Source organism: Micromonospora echinaurantiaca (assembly GCF_900090235.1).
GTDB lineage: Bacteria > Actinomycetota > Actinomycetes > Mycobacteriales > Micromonosporaceae > Micromonospora > Micromonospora echinaurantiaca.
Genome location: NZ_LT607750.1, coordinates 5,492,495 through 5,511,239 on the forward strand (window position 1 = coordinate 5,492,495; position 18,745 = coordinate 5,511,239).

Annotated in this window: 17 protein-coding genes; 7 read left to right on the plus strand and 10 right to left on the minus strand. The window is 74.2% G+C overall.

Going from position 1 to position 18,745, the window contains the following annotated elements; all coding sequences use genetic code 11:
- Positions 1-2: 2 nt before the first annotated feature.
- Positions 3-2,789: a phosphoenolpyruvate carboxylase gene (gene ppc, locus GA0070609_RS24700; RefSeq protein ID WP_088995996.1), complete on the plus strand. Its 2,787-nt coding sequence runs from the start codon at positions 3-5 to the stop codon at positions 2,787-2,789.
- Positions 2,790-2,870: 81 nt separating this feature from the next.
- Here ppc and GA0070609_RS24705 read toward each other — a convergent pair whose 3' ends face one another.
- Positions 2,871-3,626: a hypothetical protein gene (locus GA0070609_RS24705; RefSeq protein ID WP_088995997.1), complete on the minus strand. Its 756-nt coding sequence runs from the start codon at positions 3,624-3,626 to the stop codon at positions 2,871-2,873.
- A gap of 53 nt (positions 3,627-3,679) precedes the next feature.
- Between GA0070609_RS24705 and rmuC the strand changes: the two genes are divergently transcribed.
- Positions 3,680-4,858 (plus strand): DNA recombination protein RmuC, encoded by a 1,179-nt coding sequence (gene rmuC, locus GA0070609_RS24710; RefSeq protein WP_088995998.1) that lies wholly within the window; start codon positions 3,680-3,682, stop codon positions 4,856-4,858.
- Positions 4,859-5,037: 179 nt separating this feature from the next.
- On the opposite strand, the gene GA0070609_RS24715 is transcribed toward rmuC, so the two are convergent.
- Together GA0070609_RS24715 and GA0070609_RS24720 are read right to left on the minus strand one after the other, a co-directional pair.
- A complete protein-coding gene (locus GA0070609_RS24715) occupies positions 5,038-5,502 on the minus strand; it encodes a hypothetical protein (RefSeq protein ID WP_088995999.1) in 465 nt (154 codons plus the stop codon).
- Between the two features lie 175 nt (positions 5,503-5,677).
- Complete coding sequence (locus tag GA0070609_RS24720) at positions 5,678-6,667, minus strand: 4-hydroxy-3-methylbut-2-enyl diphosphate reductase (protein ID WP_088997945.1); 990 nt, start codon at positions 6,665-6,667, stop codon at positions 5,678-5,680.
- A 146-nt stretch (positions 6,668-6,813) separates the two neighbouring features.
- Between GA0070609_RS24720 and xseA the strand changes: the two genes are divergently transcribed.
- A complete protein-coding gene (gene xseA / locus GA0070609_RS24725) occupies positions 6,814-8,037 on the plus strand; it encodes an exodeoxyribonuclease VII large subunit (RefSeq protein WP_197700185.1) in 1,224 nt (407 codons plus the stop codon).
- A 36-nt stretch (positions 8,038-8,073) separates the two neighbouring features.
- Positions 8,074-8,283, plus strand: coding sequence for an exodeoxyribonuclease VII small subunit (locus tag GA0070609_RS24730; protein ID WP_088996000.1), 210 nt, complete (start codon positions 8,074-8,076; stop codon positions 8,281-8,283).
- A gap of 95 nt (positions 8,284-8,378) precedes the next feature.
- On the opposite strand, the gene GA0070609_RS24735 is transcribed toward GA0070609_RS24730, so the two are convergent.
- Both GA0070609_RS24735 and GA0070609_RS24740 read right to left on the minus strand, forming a co-directional pair.
- Complete coding sequence (locus tag GA0070609_RS24735; protein ID WP_088996001.1) at positions 8,379-9,227, minus strand: hypothetical protein; 849 nt, start codon at positions 9,225-9,227, stop codon at positions 8,379-8,381.
- A gap of 311 nt (positions 9,228-9,538) precedes the next feature.
- Positions 9,539-10,288, minus strand: coding sequence for a DUF4245 domain-containing protein (locus GA0070609_RS24740; RefSeq protein ID WP_088997947.1), 750 nt, complete (start codon positions 10,286-10,288; stop codon positions 9,539-9,541).
- Positions 10,289-10,445: 157 nt separating this feature from the next.
- Between GA0070609_RS24740 and glpX the strand changes: the two genes are divergently transcribed.
- Both glpX and GA0070609_RS24750 read left to right on the plus strand, forming a co-directional pair.
- Positions 10,446-11,477 (plus strand): class II fructose-bisphosphatase, encoded by a 1,032-nt coding sequence (gene glpX / locus GA0070609_RS24745; protein ID WP_088996002.1) that lies wholly within the window; start codon positions 10,446-10,448, stop codon positions 11,475-11,477.
- Positions 11,474-12,445, plus strand: coding sequence for a DMT family transporter (locus tag GA0070609_RS24750; RefSeq protein ID WP_088996003.1), 972 nt, complete (start codon positions 11,474-11,476; stop codon positions 12,443-12,445). The genes glpX and GA0070609_RS24750 overlap by 4 nt, the downstream gene beginning before the upstream one ends.
- 55 nt (positions 12,446-12,500) lie before the next feature.
- On the opposite strand, the gene GA0070609_RS24755 is transcribed toward GA0070609_RS24750, so the two are convergent.
- Positions 12,501-13,430, minus strand: coding sequence for an NAD-dependent epimerase/dehydratase family protein (locus tag GA0070609_RS24755; RefSeq protein WP_088996004.1), 930 nt, complete (start codon positions 13,428-13,430; stop codon positions 12,501-12,503).
- A gap of 137 nt (positions 13,431-13,567) precedes the next feature.
- On the opposite strand from GA0070609_RS24755, the gene GA0070609_RS24760 reads away from it, so the two are divergent.
- Positions 13,568-14,266, plus strand: a complete 699-nt coding sequence (locus GA0070609_RS24760; RefSeq protein ID WP_088996005.1) for a TetR/AcrR family transcriptional regulator — start codon at positions 13,568-13,570, stop codon at positions 14,264-14,266.
- A 53-nt stretch (positions 14,267-14,319) separates the two neighbouring features.
- On the opposite strand, the gene GA0070609_RS24765 is transcribed toward GA0070609_RS24760, so the two are convergent.
- The 4 genes from GA0070609_RS24765 to GA0070609_RS24780 all read right to left on the minus strand — a co-directional run bounded on the left by GA0070609_RS24765 (position 14,320) and on the right by GA0070609_RS24780 (position 18,516).
- Complete coding sequence (locus GA0070609_RS24765) at positions 14,320-15,912, minus strand: hypothetical protein (protein WP_088996006.1); 1,593 nt, start codon at positions 15,910-15,912, stop codon at positions 14,320-14,322.
- A gap of 66 nt (positions 15,913-15,978) precedes the next feature.
- Positions 15,979-16,947 carry an NAD(P)/FAD-dependent oxidoreductase gene (locus tag GA0070609_RS24770; RefSeq protein ID WP_088996007.1) on the minus strand — a complete coding sequence of 323 codons (969 nt, stop codon included), beginning with the start codon at positions 16,945-16,947 and terminating at the stop codon, positions 15,979-15,981.
- 117 nt (positions 16,948-17,064) lie between these two features.
- The gene (locus tag GA0070609_RS24775) at positions 17,065-17,718 is read right to left on the minus strand and encodes a rhomboid family intramembrane serine protease (protein ID WP_088996008.1); all 654 of its coding nucleotides are present in this window, start codon (positions 17,716-17,718) and stop codon (positions 17,065-17,067) included.
- A 111-nt stretch (positions 17,719-17,829) separates the two neighbouring features.
- Entirely contained in the window at positions 17,830-18,516 is a 687-nt protein-coding gene (locus tag GA0070609_RS24780; protein ID WP_088996009.1) for an aggregation-promoting factor C-terminal-like domain-containing protein, read from the minus strand.
- Positions 18,517-18,745: the final 229 nt, after the last annotated feature.

An 18,745-nucleotide genomic window follows, 5' to 3' on the forward strand; every position in this document is an offset into this window, starting at 1 on the left:
CCGTGACCGACCAGCACGACCACGACGGCCCCGACGCCGCCCTGCGGGCCGACATCCGCCGCCTCGGCACCCTGCTCGGCCAGACCCTGGCCCGTCAGGAGGGCCGCCCGCTGCTCGACCTGGTCGAGGAGATCCGCGCGCTGGTCCGCTCCGACGCCCCCACCGCCGCCCGGCGGCTCGGCAGCCTGGACGTCACCACCGGCACCAAGCTGGCCCGGGCCTTCTCCACCTACTTCCACCTGGTCAACATCACCGAGCAGGTGCACCGGGCCCGCGACCTGCGCCGCCGCCGGGCGATCCAGGGCGGCTGGCTGGACCAGGCGGCCAAGATGATCGCCGAACGCGGGGTGCCGGCGGAGGAGATCGCTGCGGTGGCCCGCCGGCTCGCGGTCCGGCCGGTGTTCACCGCGCACCCGACGGAGGCGGCCCGCCGGTCGATCCTGTCGAAGCTGCGGGCCATCGCCGACGAGCTGGACACCGAGACGGCGAACGCGATCCTCTACGGGGCCAGCGACGAGGGGCCGGCCAACCGTCGGCTGGCCGAGCTGCTCGACCTGATGTGGCAGACCGACGAGCTGCGGCTGGACCGGCCGGACCCGACCGACGAGGCCCGCAACGCCATCTACTACCTGCGCGACCTGTTCGCCGAGGCAGCTCCGCAGGTGCTCGACGACCTCGCCGACACGCTGCGCACCCTCGGCGTCGAGACCTCGCCGACGGCGCGTCCGCTGACCTTCGGCACCTGGATCGGCGGCGACCGGGACGGCAACCCGTTCGTCACCCCGACGGTGACCCGCGACGTGCTGACCATCCAGCACGAGCACGGCATCGAGGCCACCGAGAAGGCCATGGATCACCTGATCAACGAGGTGTCGGTCTCCCGCCGGCTGCGCGGGGTGTCGCTGGACCTCTCCGCCAGCCTGGCCGCCGACCTGGACGCGCTGCCCGAGGTGGCGCCCCGGTTCCGCCGGGTCAACGCCGAGGAGCCCTACCGGCTCAAGGCCCGCTGCGTGAAGGCCAAGCTGGCCAACACCCGGCAGCGGCTGCGGCAGGGCACCGCGCACGTGCCCGGCCGGGACTACCGCGGCTCGGCCGAGCTGATCGCCGACCTGGAGCTGCTGCGCGCCTCGCTGGCCCGCAACTCCGGCCAGCTCACCGCGGTGGGCCGGCTCGCCTCGACGATCCGTACGGTCTCCGCGTTCGGCCTGCACCTGGCCACCATGGACGTCCGCGAGCACGCCGAGGCGCACCACGCGGTGCTGGCCCAGCTCTACGGGGCGGTCGGTGAGGTCTCCGACTACCCGTCGCTGACCCGGCTGGAGCGCACCAAGCTGCTCGCCGACGAGCTGGCCGGCCGCCGGCCGCTGTCCACCCTCGACACCCCGCTCACCGAGGCGGCGCGCAAGACGTTCGACGTGTTCGGCACCATCCGCGAGGCGCAGGACCGGTTCGGCAACGAGGTCATCGAGTCGTACATCATCTCGATGACCCTCGGCGTGGACGACGTGCTCGCCGCGGTGGTGCTGGCCCGCGAGGCCGGGCTGGTCGACGTGCACAGCGGCCGGGCCCGGATCGGTTTCGTCCCGCTGCTGGAGACCCCGGCCGAGCTCAACGCCGGCGGTGACCTGCTCGACGAGCTGCTCTCGCTGCCGGCGTACCGGGCGCTGGTGGCCGCCCGCGGGGACGTGCAGGAGGTCATGCTCGGCTACTCCGACTCCAACAAGGAGGCGGGCATCACCACCAGCCAGTGGTCCATCCACCGGGCCCAGCGCGCGCTGCGCGACGTGGCCGCCCGGCACGGCGTGCACCTGCGGCTCTTCCACGGCCGGGGCGGCACGGTGGGTCGCGGTGGCGGGCCGACCCACGAGGCCATCCTGGCCCAGCCGTACGGCACCCTGGACGGCGCGATCAAGGTCACCGAACAGGGTGAGGTGATCTCCGACAAGTACACCCTGCCGTCGCTGGCCCGGGAGAACCTGGAGCTGACCCTGGCCGCGGTGCTGCAGGCGACGCTGCTGCACACCGCCCCGCGGCAGCCCGCCGAGCTGCTGGAACGCTGGGACGCGACGATGGAGCTGGTCTCCGAGGCGGCGTTCCGGTCGTACCGGTCGCTGGTCGAGGACCCGGACCTGCCGGCGTACTTCTGGGCGTCGACGCCGACCGAACTGCTCGGCGCGCTGAACATCGGCTCCCGCCCGGCGAAGCGGCCGAACACCGGGGCCGGGCTGGCCGGCCTGCGGGCCATCCCGTGGGTGTTCGGCTGGACGCAGACCCGGCAGATCGTCCCGGGCTGGTTCGGGGTCGGCTCCGGGCTGGCCGCGGCCCGCGCCGAGGGCCGAGCCGACGTGCTGGCCGAGATGCACCGCAACTGGCACTTCTTCCGCACGTTCCTGTCCAACGTGGAGATGATGCTGACCAAGACCGACCTCAGCATCGCCCGCCGGTACGTCGAGACGCTGGTGCCGAAGAAGCTGCACCCGATCTTCCACAAGATCGAGCAGGAGTACGAGCTGACCCGGCAGGAGGTGCTGGCGGTGACCGGGTCCCCGGCGCTGCTGGACGGCTCGCCGGTGCTCCAGCGCACCCTCGCCGTACGGGACACCTACCTGGAGCCGCTGCACCACCTCCAGGTGGCGCTGCTGCGCCAGTACCGCGACTCCGGCGCCGCCGGCCGGGCGGTGGCCACCGCACCGGGTGGCCGGCGCGCGCCGAGCGACGGCACCGCCCTGGAGCGGGCGCTGCTCACCACGGTCAACGGCATCGCCGCCGGCATGCGCAACACGGGCTGAGCCGTCCCGGACCGCCGGCGGGACTGGCGAACCCGCCCGCGCGGGCGCCGGCACCGGCCGGGCGGATCAGGCCCGGCCGGATCAGAAGTCGCCGCCGCCGAAATCGCCACCACCGAAGTCGCCGCCGCCGAAGTCGCCGGCCTGGTCAGCACCGACGTCGCCGCCCTGGTCGCCGTAGTCGGCGCCCTCGGCGTAACCCTCCTGGTAGCCCGCGTCGTAGCCGTAGCCCGGGTCGGCGAACGCCGGCGAGAAGAGCGCGTCGGCGATCAGCAGGCCGCCGAGCACGCCGGCGCCGGCGCCCAACGCCGTCTTCCACCACGGGGTGGAGTACCAGCCGGCCGGCACCGGCCGGCCCTGGAATCGCCCACCCGGGTAGTAGTAGGGCGTGTCCCGGCCCGGCTGCGGGCCGGCCTTGAACGTCTGCCCCTGCACGTCGACCTGCCGCTCCCTGGTGAGCTGCCCGGCGCCCGCCGCTGCCGCCAGCGGGGGCAGCTCCGGACCGGGGTCGATGCCGAGCGCCACCCGGGCCGCCCGCGCGTACGCGAGCCCCTCCAGCGCGGTCTCCCGGGCCAGCCGGTACTGCTGGACGGTGCGAGCCTGCTCCAACTGGCCGCCGGCGGCGTTGTAGCGCTCCCCGGCGTCGACCAGCGCCTGGCGGACCGCCGGGTCGTCGCCGTGCAGGTTCATCACCTGGCCGCCCAGGCGCTCGTACCAGCGCTGGGCGTCGGCCCGCGCGTCGGCCAGGTCCCGCTCCTGCCGGGCCGCGCTCTCCCGCCGCCACCACAGGAACGCGCCGAGCAGCAGCGCCGCCAGGATCACCACCAGCAGAAGTTCCATGGCCGGAAGGTACCCGCGCCGCCGACGTCGTACTCTTCTGGCAAGCTCCGGGGGTGGACTTCTCGACGCTGGCCGTGGTGGTCGTCTGCCTCGCCGCCGGTGGCGCCCTGGGCTGGCTCGCCGCCCGGTCCCGTGCCGCGGCCGAGATCGCCCGGCTGGACGCCACCCTGCGCGCCACCCGCGAGGGCGAGGGCCGGCTGGAGCAGTCCATGCGGGCGCTGAGCTACGAGGCCACCGCGCAGTCCCAGGAGGCGGTCGCCCGGGCGGTCGCCCCGCTGCACGACACGCTGCGCCGCTACGAGCAGCGGGTCGCCGAGCTGGAGCGCGACCGGGTCGACTCCTACGCCGAGCTGCGCGAGCAGGTCCGCGCGATGAGCACCGTCTCGGGCGAGCTGCGTACCGAGACGAAACAGCTGGTGGCGGCGCTGCGGGCGCCCCAGGTGCGGGGCCGCTGGGGGGAGCACCAGCTGCGCCGGATCGTCGAGGCGGCCGGCATGCTGGAGCACTGCGACTTCGCCGAGCAGGTCACCGCCGCCACCGACCACCAGGGGGTCCGCCCCGACCTGGTGGTACGCCTGCACGGCGGCCGGTCCGTGGTGGTGGACGCCAAGGCGCCCTTCGACGCGTACCTGACCGCGATGGAGGCGCGCGACGAGCGCGGGCGGGACACCCACCTCGACGCGCACGCGAAGCACCTGCGGGCGCACGTCGACGCGCTGGCCGCGAAGTCCTACTGGGCCGCGTTCGACAGCACCCCCGAGTTCGTGGTGCTCTTCGTGCCCGCCGACCCGTTCCTCGACGTCGCCCTCCAGCGCGACCCGACGCTGCTGGAGCACGCGTTCGCCCGCAACGTGGTGCTGGCCACCCCGGCCACCCTGGTCGCGCTGCTGCGTACGGTCGCCTACTCCTGGCGGCAGGAGGCGCTGGCACGCAACGCGGTGGCGGTGCACTCGCTGGCCCGCGAACTCTACGGCCGGCTGTCCACACTGGGCGACCACGTCGGCAAGCTCGGCGCCTCGCTCAGCGGCGCGGTCACCGCGTACAACCGGGCGGTCGGGTCGCTGGAGGCGCGGGTGCTGGTCAGCGCGCGCAAGCTCGCCGAGCTCGGGGTCTCCGACCAGGAGCTGGCCGCGCCGGCGCAGATCGAGCTGGCGCCCCGCCAACCGCAGGCGCCGGAGCTGCTCGACACCGCCGACGCCGAGGTCCCCCCGCTCCGCGCCTCCCTGGATTGACCCCACGCGGCCCGGGGCGCGCCGGCGCGGGCGGGTCGCCCGGCGGGCCGCGACGCGGGCGGGCACGCCCGACGGGTTCGCGGCGGGTATGCCCAGCGGGGTCGCGGTGCGGGCGGGTCGCCCGCCGGCAGGCCGCAACGCGGGCGGCCACGGCGCGGGCGGGCCGGGCCGGGGCGGCGTCAGCCGCGCCGGGCGGACTCGACCAGGAACGGGATGCCCTGCTGGCAGGTGGTCATCATGCCGGGTTGGGCCCGGCCGGTGACGCTCACCTTCGCGCCCACCGCCAGCACGTCGCGCGGTCCGCCGATCAGCAGGTAGCCGTCGAGCAGCCGGCAGTTGGGCTCCACTCCGGCGGTGACCGTGCCGGTCAGCGTGGTGTCACCCACCGGCGGTGGCGGGGTCGGCCCGCCCGGGCGCTTGGTGCCCAGCGGCGGGTCGGGAATCGTCGGGTCGACCGGGTCGTCCGGGACCCGGGTGCTCGGTGACGGGCTGGGGCTCGCCGGCGTCGGGTCGGGCGGACTGGTCGCCGGTTGCGCTCCCGTCGGGCTGGGGTTGGAGGTGCCGTCGCCGCCGTCCTGGCCGCCGCAGGCGCTCAGCGCCACGCAGACCACCAGCGCGGAGAGGGCGAGCCGAAAGGTCCTCATACCCGTATCGGACGCAGCGGCGCCGGCCGCCGTTCCCGAGCCGGGCGGCCGACCGTCCCGCGCCGCCCCTCGGTGCCCGGGGCGAGCACCTGCCCGCGGCCGGTGGACGCCGCGCCGGCTGCCGGGGCCACGGACGAGGCGATCCCACGCACCGCCGACACCTGAGCCGCCGCCGTCAGCCGCGGGCCGCCGCGGCGGCCTTCATGTCGCGCTTGAGCTCCTGCGGCAGCGAGAAGGTCAGCCGCTCGTTGGCGGTGACCACCTCCTCGACGTCGGTGAAGCCACGCGCGGCGAGGTGGGCGAGCACCTCCTGGACCAGCTCGTCGGGGACGCTCGCGCCGGAGGTCAGGCCGACCGTCCGCGCCTCGGCCAGCCAGGCGTCGTCGATCTCGTCGGCGAAGTCCACCAGGTGCCCGGCGCGCGCACCGGCGTCCAGGGCGACCTCGACCAGGCGTACCGAGTTGGAGGAGTTGCGCGAGCCGACCACGATCACCACGTCGCAGTCCGGGGCGATCTCCTTGACCACGTGCTGCCGGTTGGAGGTGGCGTAGCAGATGTCGTCGCTGGGCGGCGACTGGAGCATCGGGAGCCGCTTCTTCAGCCGGGCCACCGTCTCCAGCGTCTCGTCGACCGACAGGGTGGTCTGGGAGAGCCAGACGACCTTGTTCGGATCGCGGACGGTGATCTTGTCGGCGTCCTCCGGGCCGTCGACCAGCTGGATGTGCTCGGGTGCCTCGCCGGAGGTGCCGATGACCTCCTCGTGCCCCTCGTGGCCGATCAGCAGGATGTCGTAGTCCTCGGCGGCGAACCGCTTGGCCTCCTGGTGCACCTTCGTGACCAGCGGGCAGGTCGCGTCGATGGCCTTCAGCGACCGCGCCTTCGCCTGCTCGTAGACCTCGGGGGCGACGCCGTGCGCGGAGAAGATGACGGTGGCGCCCTCCGGCACCTCCTCGTTCTCCTCCACGAAGATCGCGCCCTTGGCCTCCAGGGTGCGCACCACGTGCTTGTTGTGCACGATCTGCTTACGCACGTAGATCGGGGCGCCGTAGAGCTTGAGCGCCTCCTCCACGGTCTGCACCGCGCGGTCGACCCCCGCGCAGTAGCCGCGGGGCTTGGCCAGGAGCACGCGCTTGCCGGTCCGGGAAGTCGCTTCAGCCTGAGTCACCCGCCCATCGTACGTGCCGTCCCGGCGACCCACAGCGGGCCCGACCTCGGTTGATCATGAGGTTGGCGGCACCTTCCGCGATCGACATCGCCGCCAACCTCATGATCAACGGGGGGATGGTCGGGGGTGGGCCGTAGGGTGGGCGGGTGAACGCGGGCGAGGTGGGCGGAAAGAGCAGCTCCGAGGAGCCGTGGCCGGTCCGGGTGGTGAGCCAGAAGGTCGGGCAGTGGATCGCGCGGCTGGGGTGGGTGTGGGTGGATGGGCAGGTGGCCCAGATCAGCCGCCGGCCCGGCGCGACCACCGTCTTCCTCACCCTGCGGGACCCGTCGGCCGACCTGAGCCTGACCGTCACCACCAACCGCGACGTCCTCGACGCCGGCGCGCCCGAGCTGCGGGAGGGCGCCCGGGTGGTGCTGCACGCCAAGCCCGAGTTCTACGCCGCCCGGGGCACGCTGAGCCTGCGCGCCGACGAGATCCGGCAGGTCGGCCTCGGCGAGCTGCTGGCCCGGCTGGAGAAGCTCAAGAAGCTGCTCGCCGCCGAGGGGCTCTTCGACCGGACCCGCAAGCGCCGCCCGCCGTTCCTGCCCAGCCGGATCGGGCTGATCACCGGCCGCGCCTCGGCCGCCGAGCGGGACGTGCTGACCAACGCCCGGCGGCGCTGGCCGGCGGTGGAGTTCCGCACCGTCAACGTGGCCGTGCAGGGGCCCAGCGCCGTCCCGCAGATCGTCGACGCGCTCAAGGTGCTGGACGCCGACCCGGCCATCGACGTGATCATCCTGACCCGGGGCGGCGGCAGCATCGAGGACCTGCTCCCCTTCTCCGACGAGGCGCTCTGCCGGGCCGTCTTCGCCTGCCGTACACCGGTGGTCAGCGCGATCGGCCACGAGACGGACGCGCCGCTGGTCGACTACGTCGCCGACGTGCGTGCCTCCACCCCCACCGACGCGGCCAAGCGGGTCGTCCCCGACCTCGCCGAGGAGGTACGCCTCATCGGCCAGGCCCGGCACCGGCTGGAACGGGCGGTACGCAACCTGGTCGACCGCGAGTCGCACCGGCTCGACGGGCTGCGCTCCCGCCCGGTGCTGGCCCGACCGGAGGTGATGGTCGAGCAACGGGCCACCGAGGTCACCGCGCTGCGCCAGCGCGCCGGCCGCTGCCTCGACCACCGGCTCGCCGCCGCCAGCGACGACCTGCGGCACACCCTGGCCCGACTGCGCGCCCTCTCCCCCGCCGCCACCCTCGACCGGGGGTACGCGATCGTCCAGCGCGCCGACGGCCACGTGGTACGCGCCGCGTCCGAGGTGGCCAAGGGTGACCCGTTGCGGGTTCGGCTCGCCGAGGGCGAGCTGGCCGCGACGGTCGACGGATGAGCCGGGCCGCAGGCACGATGTGGTGGGATGGCAGCGATGACTGACGAGAAGAACGACGAGCGGCTCAGCTACGAGCAGGCCCGCGCCGAACTGGCGTCGGTGGTCGAGCGGCTGGAGGCCGGCGGCACCTCGCTGGAGGAGTCGCTGGCGCTCTGGGAGCGCGGCGAGGCGCTCGCGGTGATCTGCCAGCGCTGGCTCGACGGCGCCCGGGCCCGTATCGACGCCGCCCGCCAGCCGGCCGACTGACCGTCACACCCGCCGGCTGAGCGCCACACCCGCCGGCTGAGCGGCACGCCGGTCGTGGTGGGCGGACCCGCGCCCACCACGACCGCGTGGTCACCTCAGTTGAAGAGGTTGTACAGCTCCTGCGGGGCCTCGACCACCTGGTCCGCCGGGGGCTTCCGGGCGGCGGTGGCGTTGCCGTAGTCGGAGTAGGTGATGCGGACGTCCTGCGCCGTGTTCTGGCCGGCCGCCGGGATCTGGATGACCAGCTCGCTGAGCCGGCCCTGCGCGTCGAGCCGCGCGGTGAACGGCACCGACTTCGCCTGGGCGCCGAGCGCGGTGATCACACCGGGGTCCATCGAGCCGGCCTCGGCGGCCTTCGACACGTCGATGGTGCCGGCGTAGCTGCCCTCGCCGGTCTGCCGCACCTCGGTGATGCCCTGGGTGAGCACGTCGCTGCCGGCCGGGTCGAGCTTGTCGAAGTCGAAGCCGAGGTTGCGGTTGCCCTTGATCCGGGTCTGGTCGAGGTGCTGGTACTTGCCCAGGTTGAGCTTCTGCACGGCGGGCAGGCTGCCGGCCGTCTTCCCACCCAGCTCCAGCTTGACCCAGCTGTCCGGGCGGGCGTGGATGAGGTCGAGCTTCATGAACAGGTCGTCGGTCGGCGCGCCGACGGTCACCTGCATCTCGGCGCTCTGGCTCGGCTCGTGCACCTGCCCCTCGGCGGTGGAGCCGGCGCCGGACATGGTGAACCGGAAGTTGCCGTTGCTGATCTCCCGGGTGGAGTTCAGCAGCGCCTGCTTGGCGTCACCGGCCACCGGGGATGCGGCGCCGGAGGCGGTCCCGGACGCCGAGACGGTCGGGGTGGCGGAGGAGCCCGCCGAAGGGGTCCCGGTGGCGTTGCAGGCGGCTAGACCGGGAGTGAAGAGCGCGGCGGCCACCAGGCCGGCACCCAGTCGTCGAACAGTCATCTGTGTCTCCCAAGAGGGTCACCCGACGCACCTGGCGGCGGCCGGAAACCGGGCGGCGCGGCAGCACGGTCGGCCACGCCGCGCGGGCCCGCCGGAGTCGGCCGGGCGAGTCCGCTCCTCTCCTGTTCCCTGCCGCCGCGTCGCACAATCACCGTTCTGTCCGGTTGCCCCGGTCGGGTGCGGCGCGGGCGCGGTGACGACCACCGGCCGGTGCCCGCCGGAACTCGGCCCCGACATGCGGAAACGGGGCGGCCGAAGCCGCCCCGTTTCCCGGTCCGGGACCGGTCAGGTACTCGTCGCCCGCCGGCCGGTCAGCGCAGCGAGATGGCGAGGTGACGCAGTTCGTTGTCCCGGGCGTCGCCCACCACGATGATCGTCCGGGTCGGCTCCAGCAGCACCAGCGCCTGCTCGTTGCCCCGGGCGGTGTACCGCTGCCAGGTGCGTCCGCCCAGGTCGGTCTGCCCCTGTGGCTGCCCCTGGTCGGTCAGCTCGGTCGGCAGCAGCCGCTCCGCGGGCACGCTGCTCTGTACCAACTGGGCCCCCCGGCCCTCCGGCGTGAGGTAGCCCAGGCGCAGCGTCGACCCGCCCTCGACGGTCTGGAAGTTGGCGCTGACCGTACGCCAGCCGTCGCCCAGGTCGGCCGGGACGGCCACCGGGAACGCGTTGGCCGCCCGGGCCGACTCGACGGCCGGCGCCGAATCGACCGTGACCGGCTGGTCGCCGCCGAGGAAGCCCCGGTAGAAGGCGAGCAGCAGGGCGATCGGGATCAGCAGCACCAGCAGCGAGATGGCCATGTCCTTGGGCGACCGCTCGGACTTGCCGGCGTCCACCCGCGGCGGCGGGGCGGGCACCTCCCCGGTCTCGGCAACCCCGTCGACCTCGGCGCCACCGGCGGGCACCGGCCCCGCCCCGGGTACGCGGGCGGCCGGGCCCGGCTCGACCATGGCCGGCTCGCCGGCCGGGGCGGCGGCGGGGGGTCGGCCGCCCTCCGTCACCGGCGGCTGGCCGTCCGGCGGGGTCGAGTCGGCGGGTACGCGATCGGCAGGCTGTGCGGGTTCCACCCCGCCATCTTCCCGCACCGCCCGACCGGCGGTATCCGGGCCATCACCGCCCCGCTCCGGCGCCGGCTCGGCCATCGTGTGAGGATCAGCGACAAACCGGCAGCTGCGACACGGAATGCTGCCGGCCCACCCCGCACCGTCGCGAGGAGGAGCCGTCATGACGAACACCAGGACGCGGATCCCACAGGATCTCGACCGCAACCTTGCCCTCGACCTGGTCCGGGTCACCGAAGCCGCGGCGATGGCCGCCGGCCGGTGGGTCGGCCGGGGCGACAAGGAGGGCGGCGACGGGGCCGCCGTCGACGCGATGCGCAAGCTGATCAACTCGATCCCGATGCGGGGGGTCGTGGTGATCGGCGAGGGTGAGAAGGACAACGCGCCGATGCTGTTCAACGGCGAGGAGGTCGGCGACGGCACCGGCCCGGAGGTGGACGTCGCGGTCGACCCGATCGACGGCACCACCCTGATGAGCAAGGGCATGCCCAACGCCCTGGCGGTGCTCGCGGTCGCCGAGCGGGGGGCGATGTTCGACCCCAGCGCGGTCTTCTACATGGAGAAGCTCGCCGTCGGGCCGGTCTACGCCGACGTGGTGGACATCAACGCCGGGGTGGCCGAGAACCTGCGTCGGATCGCCAAGGTCAAGGGCACCGACATCTCCGAGGTGACGGTCTGCGTCCTCGACCGGTCCCGGCACGACGACCTGGTGGCGCAGATCCGCCGGGCCGGCGCGGGCATCCGGTTCATCTCCGACGGGGACATCGCGGGCGCCATCGCCGCCGCCCGCGGCGAGTCGGACGTCGACGTGCTGATGGGCATCGGCGGTACGCCGGAGGGCATCACCGCCGCCTGCGCGCTCAAGTGCATGGGCGGGGCGATGCAGGCCAAGCTCTGGCCGCGCGACGACGAGGAGCGGGAGAAGGCGCTCGCCGCCGGGCACGACCTGGACCGGGTGCTCACCACCGACGACCTGGTCACCGGGGACAACTGCTTCTTCGTGGCCACCGGCGTCACCTCCGGCGACCTGCTGCGCGGGGTCCGCTACAAGGCGGGCGGGGCGTACACCCAGTCGATCGTGATGCGCTCGAAGAGCGGCACCATCCGCGTGATCGACTCGTACCACCGGCTGGAGAAGCTGGCCCTCTACTCGGCCGTCGACTTCGACGGCCGTCCGCTGGCCGAGCAGGAGTGAGCGCCGCCGGGACGACGGTCCGACCCGTCCCGCCGGCGACCCGCCGGATCGTCGGGGTGGGCTTGGCGATCGCCTCCGGGGTCGCCGTGGCCGTGCAGTCCCGGATCAACGGCGAGTTGGGCGTACGGCTGGCCGACGGCATCGCCGCCGCGGTGGTCTCCTTCGGGCTGGGCCTGCTGGTGCTGCTGGTGCTGGTGCCCGCCACCCCGACCGGGCGGCGCGGGCTGGCCGCCCTGCGCCGCGCGCTGGCGGCCGGCGAACTGCGGCCGGTGCAGTGCCTGGGCGGGGTCTGCGGCGCGTTCCTGGTGGCCACCCAGGGGCTGACCATCGGCGCCCTCGGCGTGGCGGTCTTCACCGTGGCGGTGGTCGCCGGCCAGTCGGCGAGCAGCCTGGCCGTTGACCGCGCCGGGGTCGGCCCGGCCGGCCGGCAGCCGGTCACCGGTCAACGGCTGGCCGGCGCCGGGCTGACCGTGGTCGCCGTGCTGCTCGCCGTCGGCGACCGGTTCGGCGACCCGGCCGCGCTGGCGCTGGCCGTGCTGCCGCTGCTCGCCGGGGTGGCCATCGCCTGGCAGCAGGCGGTCAACGGCCGGGTACGGGTGGCCACCGGCAGCGCGCTGACCGCCACCCTGGTCAATTTCACCGCGGGCACGCTGGCGCTGCTCGTCACGTTCGCCGTCGACCTGGCGGTACGCGGCCGCCCGGCCGGCGGGCTGCCCACCGAGCCCTGGCTCTATCTCGGCGGCCCGATCGGCATCGTGTTCATCGCCGTCGCCGCCGCGATCGTCCGGTTCACCGGCGTGCTGCTGCTCGGCCTGGCCACCATCGCCGGTCAGGTGGTCGGCGCGGTGGTGGTCGACGTGGTGCTGCCCACCGCGGCCTCGCACCCCGGCCCGGCCACCCTGCTGGGCGCGGCGCTGACCCTGGCCGCGGTGGTGGTGGCCGCCGTCGGCCCACCAGTGCGCCGGTAGCCGCCGGTCAGGTGTCGCTCCGGCCCGCTGAGCGGGCGGATCGGATGCCCGTGGATCAGACACTGGTCGGGTGCGGGGCGGGCAGGGTGGCGGCGAGGGCGTCGTCGAGCGGCGTGGGGTCGATGCCGAAGGTGGCCGTGGCGGCCGTGGAGTCCAGCACGAACGGCCCGGCGAACTGGTAGGCCACCTCGCGCATCTCCTTCGCCGTCGGGTCGAACAACCCGCCCAGCCACAGCACCGGCCCGGGCATCCGGGTGAGCTTCGGCGCGGGCGCCCCGGCCAGGGCCGCCGCCCGGGTGGCCAGTTCCCGGATCGAAACCGCCGGCGCCGTCGGCACGTGCCAGGCCCGCCCCCAGCCACGCTCGTCCGTGGCCACGGCCACCAGCGTCCGGGCCACGTCCCCGACGTACGTCCAGCTGTGCGGCGCGTCCAGGTCGGCCGGCACCAGCGCCCGCTTGCCGGCCGCCACCCGGGGCAGCACCAGCATGTTCACCATCGACTGCGCGCCGGCGCCCAGGTAGTCGGAGCCCCGCACCTCGGTGACCCGGACCCGACCGGCCCGGTGCGCGGCCAGCGCGTCCGTCCACATCCGCACCCGGACCTGCCCCTTCACGCTGTTCGGCCGCAGCGGCGTCGACTCCGTCATCGGCGCGTCCACCGGGCCGTAGCCGTAGAGGTTGCCGACCGTGGCCAGCACCGCACCGCTGCGCTCGGCGGCGGCGAGCATCGCGCCGGCCAACGGCGGCCAGTCGGTGGTCCACCGGTGGTAGGCCGGGTTCGCGCAGTTGTAGAGCGCCGCCGCGCCGGTGGCCAGCTCGGCCAGCCGCCCGGCGTCCGTGGCGTCCGCCGCGATCCGCTCGACGCCCGGGTGCGCCGGCCCGCCGCCCCGGCGGGTCACCAGCCGCACTCGCTCCCCCCGGTCGGCGAGCAGTCGGGCGGTGGCCGAGCCGACGGGGCCGGCGCCGACGATCAGGTGCAGTGCCATCAGAGTTCCTCCAGAGCGGTCGTACGTTCCGAGAGCGCTGCTCTCACTCGGGCATCAGCATGACCCGTTCTCGCCGACTCCGTCAAGAGCACTGCTCTCGATTTTGATCCGCGCTCTCATCGTGGCAGGGTGGTCCCATGTCCGCGTCCTCGATCCGCGCCCGGGTCCGCGCCGAGATGATCGACGAGATCAAGGCGGTGGCCCGACGGCACCTGGCCACCGACGGCGCCAACCTCTCCCTCCGGGCGGTGGCCCGCGACATGGGCATGGTCTCGTCGGCGATCTACCGCTACTTCCCCAGCCGGGACGACCTGCTCACCGCGCTGATCATCGAGGCGTACGACGCGCTCGGCACTGCGGTGGAGGCGGCGGACGCCGGCTGTGACCGCCTCGACCTGCGCGGGCGTTGGCACGCGGCCTGCCGGGCGGCCCGCCGCTGGGCACTCGCCCATCCCGCCGAGTACGCGCTGCTCTACGGCAGCCCGGTGCCCGGTTACGCCGCTCCCGACGACACCATCGGGCCAGCCCAGCGGCCACCGCTGACCCTGGTCGGCATCCTCCGGGACGGGTTCGCCGCCGGCCGGATCGATCCGCCGCCGGCCACCGAGCCGGCCGACCCGCTCCGCGCCGACCTGGCGGAGATGTCCACACTGGTGGGCGGCGGTGTGCCGGAGGCCCTGCTGGCCCGGGGCATGGCCGGCTGGACCCAGCTCTTCGGGCTGATCAGCTTCGAGCTGTTCGGCCGGATCAACCGCGCGCTCCCGCACCGGGACGACTACTTCGATCACCAGATCGCGCTGATGGCCGACCTCATCGGCCTGCCCCGCACGACCTGACCCGAGCGGCCGGCTACGACGCCCAGCCCGGCTGGACCGGCCCGGGGCACCACTTAGTCGTACGAGGCGAGTGCCGGGTAGGGCGGATCGGCCGTCCCCCGAGGGTCCGACGGCTGCACCAGCCGAGCGGCCCGGCGCACCAGCACCAGCCCCGGCACGGTTGCGACGACGGCCAGCAGCACGGTCATCCAGGTGCGCGGCGGCGTGCCCAGCACCCATCCGGCAGCCGGTACGCCCACCAGCGCGACGGTCAGCAGGAAGGCCCGGAACACCGCGCCCGACCAGCCGTCCTGGGCGCCCCGGTGCCACGTGACCACGAGCGGGACGAACGCGGCCAGCGCGCCGAGCGCCGCCACCACACCCACTGCCAACACCGTGCCGAAGTCATCGGACCTGGACCAGCCCGTCGCCAGCAGCAGGACGACCGGGAGCATCGCCACGAGACCGGCGAGCCCCCAACCGGCTCCGCGACCGAGCCGACGCAGCGCGGCGTGGGCGGCCGCCACCAGCACCAGGAACCCGAGCGTCAACGCCAGCGCGGCAGCCAGCAGCGCGTCCGTCTGCCGCTGCTCCGGCGCGACCTCGCCGAGCGTCGGTGGACCGTCCCGGAATGGGCCGGCGAACCCCTCGGACGATGGGAAACCGATCCGCTCCCACCGGCCGTCCGCGCGGCGCACCAGGTATCCGTCCCGGCCGTTCGCGACCACCACCAGGTGGCCACCGTCCGCCCCGGCCGCCACCGCGAGCTGACGGGACGAGAAGTGCTTCCCCACATCGCCCGGATCCGGGTAGCGGCGGGCCAGCGTCTCGCGCTGCGCGTCCGAGATCTCCCAGGCCATCCGCCAGGTCCGGCCCGCGTCGTCGCTCTCTTCCACCCGAAGATGCCCGACGACCACCCGGTAGCACCGGGCCGGCACGTCCGGCACGCATCCCATCCGCCGTGGTTCGTCCCGCCGCTCGTGCAGCTGCCGTCGCTCCGCCTCCGCGGGTTCCCGCCACCCCGCCGCCCCGTCGTCGCTGACCGACCACGCCCACTGCGAAGGTTCCTGTGGCCAGTTGCCGGCGAAGCCGCCGCCGGTGGCGACCGCCGGCCGGCCGTCGACGACCGCCGCGGCGAGGGCGTAGGGGTAGTGCACGGCGCTGGTCGCGGCGACCGCGAACATGGCCGTCGGCAGTACCACCAGCAGGCGGACCAACCGGGCCGAGCGGTACCGCAGCGGAGCCCGGCGCGCCCGCGTCCAGCCCCACCAGGACAGCAGGAGGGCGGGCAGGGTGAGCAGGTCGGTGGGGTCGGTCCGGACGAGGGACGGCCCGGCGACCGCCGTCCACGCCGCCGACGCGAGTTCGGCCGGGTAGGCGTGGGACTTGACAGCGGTGAAGCCGACGCCGACGAGGCCGAACCCGACCGCGACGACGGTCCGGTCCGGCAGCCGTGGCGCCGCCAGCGTGATCAGCGCCGCGACCAGTGGGGGCGCGAGCACCAGGCCGGCGACGTCGCTGAGCTTGCCGGTCGCCGGGCCGGGGAAGGCCGCCTTCAACACGTGATCGTTGATCAGCAGCAGGGCCAGACCGGCGAGCGTCACCGGGTGGACCAGCCAGGCCAGGGCCGCGGGTGCGCCGTCGCGCGGGGGTACGGGGGCGCTCATGCCGTCACGGTCCCAGCGGCCGGTCGCGATCGGGACACGGGCCGGCCGTGATTGCGTAGCGTCCGCTCAGGTGCCGTCGGAGGAGTGCCCGGGGAAGAGGTGCGCGCTCGGGTCGATGGCCACCGCCGCGTTGTTGATCGCGGTGGCTGCCTCGCCGAAGCCGGTGGCGATCAGCCGCACCTTGCCCGGGTACTCGGTGATGTCGCCAGCCGCGAAGATCCGGGGCAGGTTGGTCGCCATCGCGCTGTCCACCACGATGTGCCGACGGTCCAGCCGCAGTCCCCACTCGGCGAGCGGCCCGAGGTCGGCGGTGAAGCCGAGCGCCGCGATCACGGTGTCCACCGGCAGGGTCTCGGCGGCACCGCCGCGTACGGTGATCTCGGCGCCGGTCACCGAACCGTCGCCGTGCAGCCGGGTCACCTCGGCGTTGACCACCACCCGTACCGGCAGCGCCAGCACCCGGGCCACCGTGGCGGCGTGTGCCCGGAACTTCTCCCGGCGGTGCACCAGGGTCACCGACCGGGCCAGCGGCTCGAGGGTGGCCGCCCAGTCGAACGCCGAGTCGCCGCCGCCGACGATCAGCACGTCCCGCCCGGCCAGTTCGGCCGGCTGCGGTACGAAGTAGACGATCCCGGCGCCGACGAAGTGCTCGGCGACCGGCAGCGGGCGGGGTGTGAAGCTGCCCAGCCCGCCGGTGATGACGACCGCGCCGCAGCTCACCTGCTCGCCACCGGCGAGCCCGAGCACCGGCCGCTCGCCGGCGTAGCTGAGCTTCTCGGCCCGGGTGCCGAGCAGGTAGAGCGGGTCGAACGGGGCGGCCTGGGCGACCAGGTTCGTCACCAGGTCCCGCCCCTTGATCGACGGAAAGCCGGCCACGTCGTGGATGAGCTTCTCCGGGTACATGGCGGTGATCTGCCCGCCGGGCTCCGGCAGCGCGTCGACCACCGCGACCGACAACCCACGGAACCCGGCGTAGTACGCCGCGAACAGCCCGGCCGGGCCGGCCCCGATCACCGCGACATCGACCTCACGCATGGGCGTACCGTCGCTTTCCGCTCACGGATCTACGCGTGCTGATCCCGACGGTAGGGCCGCCGGCCGGCCCGGGCAAGCACGTCCCACCACGCCGCGCGGGCGGCGCCGGCGCCCTGGTCAGGGCAGGGTGAGCGAGGACTCGGAGTGGTAGGGGCCACCGAGGTCGGGGCGGCGGCGCCGGAAGACGATCGCGGCCACCACCCCGCCGAGCAGCCCGAACAGGTGCCCCTGCCAGGAGATCCGGTCGTCGGTGGGAAGGATGCCGACCAGTTGCCAGCCGTAGAGCAGGCCGACCAGCAGGAAGACCGCGAAGTTCCACCAGCTGCGCTCGACGATGCCCCGGGTGAGCAGGATGCCGAGGTAGCCGAAGATCACTCCGCTGGCCCCCACCACCACCGAGTTGGGCGAGCCGGTGAACCACACCCCGAGCCCGCTGACCAGCACGATCACCAGAGTGGACCAGAGGAACCGGCGGGCGCCCGCGGCGAGCACGAAGGTGCCGAGCAGGATCAGCGGGATGCTGTTGCTGTAGAGGTGGTCGAAGCCGTGGTGCAGGAACGGTGAGAAGAAGACCCCGTCCAGCCCGTCGATCCGCTGCGGGATGATCCCGGCGGCGGCGTCCAGCCCGAAGGCCAGGCCCTGGTCGGCGGCCTCGACGAGGAAGAGGAACGGCACCACCGCGCACATGGCGACGAAGGCCCGGCCGAGCGCCGCGTAGAACGCCTCGGTGCCGAACCGGTGCGGGTCGCCGCTTCCGGGGAGCAGGGTCACCCTCCAATGGCTATCAGCAATCGCCGGCCACCGCCACTCACGGCCCGGTCCGCGGACGCGGAACGGCGGCGGGGCGGGTGGTAGGCCACCCGCCCCGCCGACCAGGATCGATCAGTACCAGCCCACGTCCTGCGAGTGCGCCCACGCCTTGCAGGGAGTGCCGTAGCGGCCCTCGATGTAGCCGAGGCCCCACTTGATCTGGGTGGCCGGGTTGGTCCGCCAGTCGTCGGCGACCGAGCCCATCTTGCTGCCCGGCAGCGCCTGGGGGATGCCGTACGCCCCGGAGGAGGGATTCTCGGCCTTGTGGTTCCAGCCGCTCTCCTTGTCCCAGAGCTTGTTCAGGCAGGGGAACTGGTCGATCTTGAAGCCGGCGTCGAGCGTCAGCGCGCAACCGACCTTCCGGTTGCCGCTGAACTCGGCGCAGGACGCCGGGATCGGCCCGTCGTACGGCTTGCTCTCCGCCGCCTTGCGCTCCGCCTCTTCCCGCGCCTTCTTCCGCGACGCCGCGGCGGCCTCGGCCTCGCGGGCCCGCTTGGCGGCCTCCTTGGCGGCCGCCTCCGCGCGCAGCTTGGCCTGGTACTCGGCGGCCCGCTGCTTGGCGGACTCCACCTGATGGGCAGCCTGCCGCTCGCGCTGGTAGTCGAACTCGGCCTGCTCGACCGCGACTCCGGCCTGCGCGGTCAGGCCCTGCTGCTGGGTCTCCCGGTCTTCGCCCAGGTAGAAACCGCCGGCAACGCCCACGGAGAGCAGCGCGACAGCGGCCGTGCGGGCGCCGAACCGGCTCCACAGCCGACTCACGAAGTGGTCCCTTCGTCGGGGGCAAGGACACGGCACGGGATCGCCCTGGCCGGGCGGTCCACGCCGTGAGCGCCGGCGGCCCTGGGCCGGTGACGACCGGCTCGCCGGGCCGCACCGCCGGGGCCGTCCGCCGTGTGACGAACGATCACCAACGATCTTCCCGGTACCTGGGCGCTCGTGGGACACCATCGCGCACAGTGAGGCTGATGGGAAACCAAGAGCCTCAATT

Bases quoted from the DNA above. Each gene is read 5' to 3' on its own strand.
- GA0070609_RS24760 (WP_088996005.1), top strand. From the start codon at position 13,568: ATGTCCGCGTCCTCGATCCGCGCCCGGGTCCGCGCCGAGATGATCGAC.
- GA0070609_RS24755 (WP_088996004.1), bottom strand. From the start codon at position 13,430: ATGGCACTGCACCTGATCGTCGGCGCCGGCCCCGTCGGCTCGGCCACC.
- GA0070609_RS24715 (WP_088995999.1), bottom strand. From the start codon at position 5,502: ATGAGGACCTTTCGGCTCGCCCTCTCCGCGCTGGTGGTCTGCGTGGCG.
- GA0070609_RS24770 (WP_088996007.1), bottom strand. From the start codon at position 16,947: ATGCGTGAGGTCGATGTCGCGGTGATCGGGGCCGGCCCGGCCGGGCTG.
- glpX (WP_088996002.1), top strand. From the start codon at position 10,446: ATGACGAACACCAGGACGCGGATCCCACAGGATCTCGACCGCAACCTT.
- GA0070609_RS24735 (WP_088996001.1), bottom strand. From the start codon at position 9,227: ATGACTGTTCGACGACTGGGTGCCGGCCTGGTGGCCGCCGCGCTCTTC.
- GA0070609_RS24705 (WP_088995997.1), bottom strand. From the start codon at position 3,626: ATGGAACTTCTGCTGGTGGTGATCCTGGCGGCGCTGCTGCTCGGCGCG.
- GA0070609_RS24765 (WP_088996006.1), bottom strand. From the start codon at position 15,912: ATGAGCGCCCCCGTACCCCCGCGCGACGGCGCACCCGCGGCCCTGGCC.
- GA0070609_RS24730 (WP_088996000.1), top strand. From the start codon at position 8,074: ATGACTGACGAGAAGAACGACGAGCGGCTCAGCTACGAGCAGGCCCGC.